This window comes from Mucilaginibacter sp. P5_A6 (assembly GCF_056400585.1).
On sequence record NZ_JBFUKZ010000066.1, the window covers coordinates 1 to 3,881 of the forward strand.

Here is a 3,881-nt window from a genome sequence, read left to right on the forward strand (position 1 = left end):
CGGCATTATATCCAAAACAGAACCCCCGAAATTTTTATCAATTCTATCTTGAAAGCCTTAGTATAATAAATCTTCACATCACTTATAATTTGAGTGATTATTATTCATTGTTAACTTTTTAAATTAAAATATCATGGAACCCAAAACTAAACTATTGGAAAAAGTACTATTACTTGCTGTATTAGTATTTGCTGTTACGCTAAATAATAGCTGTAAAAAAGGTATACAAAACCCGGTTGTACACGATACTATAACGGTACATGATACACTAATAACGGTACATGATACTACCGGACACGATACCTCAGGAGGTATACCAATAAATTTAATTGGTTTAAGATCTGATAGCGGTTTTGCCTACAAAGTTGGATATAATCTGCCACAGATGGGGGACTCAAATTCCAAGCCTACCGCTTCTACCCTCCGGCTTTTCGAAAATGGTGTTGAGCTTGGCCCCGCACATTCAGTTCATCACGACATTCGCGTATTTGGTTTGGGCGAATTTAGTCATTGGGGAAATATGTTGATTTTTTCAACCTCTGATAATACAAATCCGCTTTCAAATGGCCGAAAGTATACTTACAAAATGAAGTAAATACTTTCAGTATAATCTTTATGATTAGGATTTCTTAAAAGCTATAATAAACCCAAAATTAAACTCTGCAGATTTATTATATACTATTATTAGAATTATAATTTCTGAAAACTCTCTCAATGAATGTTAACGTGGAAGTGGGTGATTGAAATTCACTTCCACGGCTGGAGACCACCGGAGCAGCTCTGTCCCGGGGAACACTTCCAACGTAAAATAAACTAAAGGCTATTTTTTTCTGTAACGTTTTCTTTTTAAACTTTAAACCTAGATTTATGAAAATTTTAATCACCGGCACAGCTGGTTTTATTGGCTATCATTTGGCCAAACATTTGCTTGAAAGAGGAGATACCGTTGTTGGTATCGATAATTTAAATGATTATTATGATGTAAGGCTGAAATATGCCCGTTTGGCCAATACAGGTATTCAGGTAAATACTTTGGAAGATGGAATACCAGTTCGGAGTAAAAAGTATCCAAACTATACTTTTATAAAATTGGATTTGTTAGACAAAGAGCAACTGGATTGTACTTTTCAAAGTTTTAAGTTTGATGCTGTATGTAACCTGGCAGCACAGGCGGGTGTTCGTTATAGTTTAACCAATCCCGATGTTTATATTGATTCGAATATAAAAGGGTTCCTGAATATATTAGAATGTTGCAGACATTTTAAAATTAGCCATTTGGTATATGCAAGTTCTTCAAGCGTTTACGGGTTAAATAAAAAAATGCCATTCAATGAACACGATATTGCTGATCATCCCGTTTCATTATATGCAGCTTCAAAAAAAGCAAATGAAATGATGGCACATACCTACAGCCATTTATTTAATTTACGTACAACAGGATTACGTTTTTTTACCGTTTATGGTCCATGGGGCAGACCAGATATGGCTTTGTTTATTTTTACCAAAGCTATAATAGAGGGTAAACCCATTGAAGTTTTTAACAATGGGAATATGAAACGCGATTTTACTTACATAGATGACATTGTTGAAGGTATTGTGCATGTAATTGACCAACCGGCAGAAAGCAACCAGGAATGGGATGCATTAAACCCCGATCCAGCCACATCAAAAGCGCCGTTCAGGCTATTTAACATAGGTAGGGGCGCGCCGGTTAACCTGCTTGATTTCGTAAGTGAAATTGAGAAACGGATCCATAAGAAAGCAATAAAAATATTCAAACCAATGCAAGAGGGCGACGTTGCCGAAACTTGCGCGGATGTATCCAATCTTGATACGGTTTTAAATTATAAACCTCAAATTTCTGTACCTACCGGTGTTGCCCGTTTTATCGCGTGGTATAAGGCCTTTTACAAGGTTAAAAGTACACCGGTGGAGGCAATATTGTCTGAGTAAGATATTTTATTTGTCATCTTAATGTCATGAAGTGTGCAAATTATACACTTTCTTTACACTTTGATTTCACACAATTTTGGCCTATTTAAGTGTAAAAAATACAGTTTTTGAACTTTTTAACATTTAAGTCTAATCTTTCCAGGTAATTTTTAATTGTAATTTTTTAAACGGAGTACCGTTTGAAGAGCCAAAATTAAAAATTGCATGAAAAAAAGGACAAAACTCTTCGGAAAAGTGGCTGTACTCAGCATGGTATTATCAGCAATTATCTTTTTAGGTAGTTGTAAAAAAGAAAGTGGGGGCTCCGGCTCAGGGAGCATTCAAGACACTGCGCTTTCTGCAAATCTGAGCGGCTCTTCAATTTCTGCGGCTACAACTGCAGCAACTACTTTTGCAGTAAACTTAACTGGATTAAGATCAGATGGCGGATATGCTTACAAAATTGCGTATGCACTAAGCCAGAATGGCGATTCAAACACAGCACCTACCACATCTACAATGCGGTTATTTGAAAATGGGGTTGAATTAAAACCACCGCATTCATTACACCAGGATATTCGTGATTATGGAAAAGGACGATTTAGTCATTGGGGTACTACTTTGATTTTTTCGGCATCTGATAATACAAACCCTGCAACAAACGGCAGAAAGTATACCTTCACGATGAACGGAACTACCAGTACTTCGGCATCTACAGCGCCTACAACACCTACCACCCCTACAACGCCTACTACAACCGTAGGTTCGGCAACTACAACAGGCATAACCTCAGCTTTAATGGGTTACGCAATGGTTGGCGGAACAACAACGGGAGGTGCCGGAGGTACAGCGGTTACTGTAACAAACTTATCTGAGTTAAAATCAGCACTTTCAGGTACAACTCCAAAAATTGTTTACGTTAGTGGAACTATTAGTGGCTCGGGCGATGATCCGGTTTACGTTTCATCTAATAAATCAATCATTGGTAAACCAGGTGCAACTATTAAAGGCATATCACTTTACATGTTTACTGTAAACAATATCATTGTTCAGAACATTACTTTTAAAAATTATGTTACTGATGCAGCACTCATGATAAAGTTTTCAACTACACACGTTTGGGTTGACCACTGTGATTTCTCAAACGATCGTAGTCATGGCTGGGATTATTGGGGTAAGGATATTGCGATTACAAGAGCGTCAGATTACGTAACTGTTTCCTGGAGCAAGTTTCATGATACCAACCTGTCTTTGTTAATAAGCGGAGGCATAGCAGGTCATGAATCAGATATTGGCCATTTACATGTTACACTGCACCATAACTTTTGGTATAATGTAAGTGAAAGAGAACCAGATATGAATTATGGAAGTGTTCACGTATTTAACAACTATCACTTAAATAACGGTGGTTACAGTTTAGGTGCAAGAGCAAACGGAACCGTTCGTACAGACAATGAGTATTTCTCAGGCTGTGCCAAACCGCTAAGTACAAATCTGGCTGGTGACCCTCCGGGATTTTTCAGTGGAGTTAATACAAATATTTATTCAAATTGCGGTTCTAATGATATAACTACTTCATTATCATCATGGGTGCCGGCTTATTCATACTCGGCAGTGCTTGATGCAGCAGCAAACGTACCTACAGTAGTTCAAAAAGGCTCGGGTGCAATACTTGCTAATTAATATTTAATAACACATTTTTTAAAGCCCAAACTACCGCAAGGTAGTTTGGGCTTATTATCCAACTACATAACTACCTATAATGGCTGCAGTGCTATTATAGTTTCTAAATGAAAAGCCTTTACCTAAAGCTTACTAATTTCAAAAAACCAATTAACTGGCCTATCAGTCCTTGATCGGTTAGCCTATAAATATTTTCTTTATAGTTTCAATTGTTAGCCGGTAAATGGCTATCTAAACCTCGCCTTATTATTTTATTATGCTTAAAA

The 3,881-nt window shown here is 37.1% G+C and carries 3 protein-coding genes; all 3 read left to right on the plus strand.

The window, feature by feature from the left end; translation table 11 throughout:
• Nucleotides 1-133 precede the first annotated feature (133 nt).
• On the plus strand, nt 134-595 hold the full coding sequence (locus AC1DO4_RS27585) for a hypothetical protein (RefSeq protein ID WP_477420987.1): 462 nt from the start codon (nt 134-136) through the stop codon (nt 593-595).
• Between the two features lie 272 nt (nt 596-867).
• Entirely contained in the window at nt 868-1,953 is a 1,086-nt protein-coding gene (locus tag AC1DO4_RS27590; protein WP_477420988.1) for an NAD-dependent epimerase, read from the plus strand.
• A 204-nt stretch (nt 1,954-2,157) separates the two neighbouring features.
• Nucleotides 2,158-3,615 carry a pectate lyase family protein gene (locus AC1DO4_RS27595; protein ID WP_477420989.1) on the plus strand — a complete coding sequence of 486 codons (1,458 nt, stop codon included), beginning with the start codon at nt 2,158-2,160 and terminating at the stop codon, nt 3,613-3,615.
• Nucleotides 3,616-3,881 lie beyond the last annotated feature (266 nt).

Coding starts and splice junctions, on each gene's coding strand:
- AC1DO4_RS27595 (WP_477420989.1), top strand. CDS start 2,158: ATGAAAAAAAGGACAAAACTCTTCGGAAAAGTGGCTGTACTCAGCATG.
- AC1DO4_RS27590 (WP_477420988.1), top strand. CDS start 868: ATGAAAATTTTAATCACCGGCACAGCTGGTTTTATTGGCTATCATTTG.
- AC1DO4_RS27585 (WP_477420987.1), top strand. CDS start 134: ATGGAACCCAAAACTAAACTATTGGAAAAAGTACTATTACTTGCTGTA.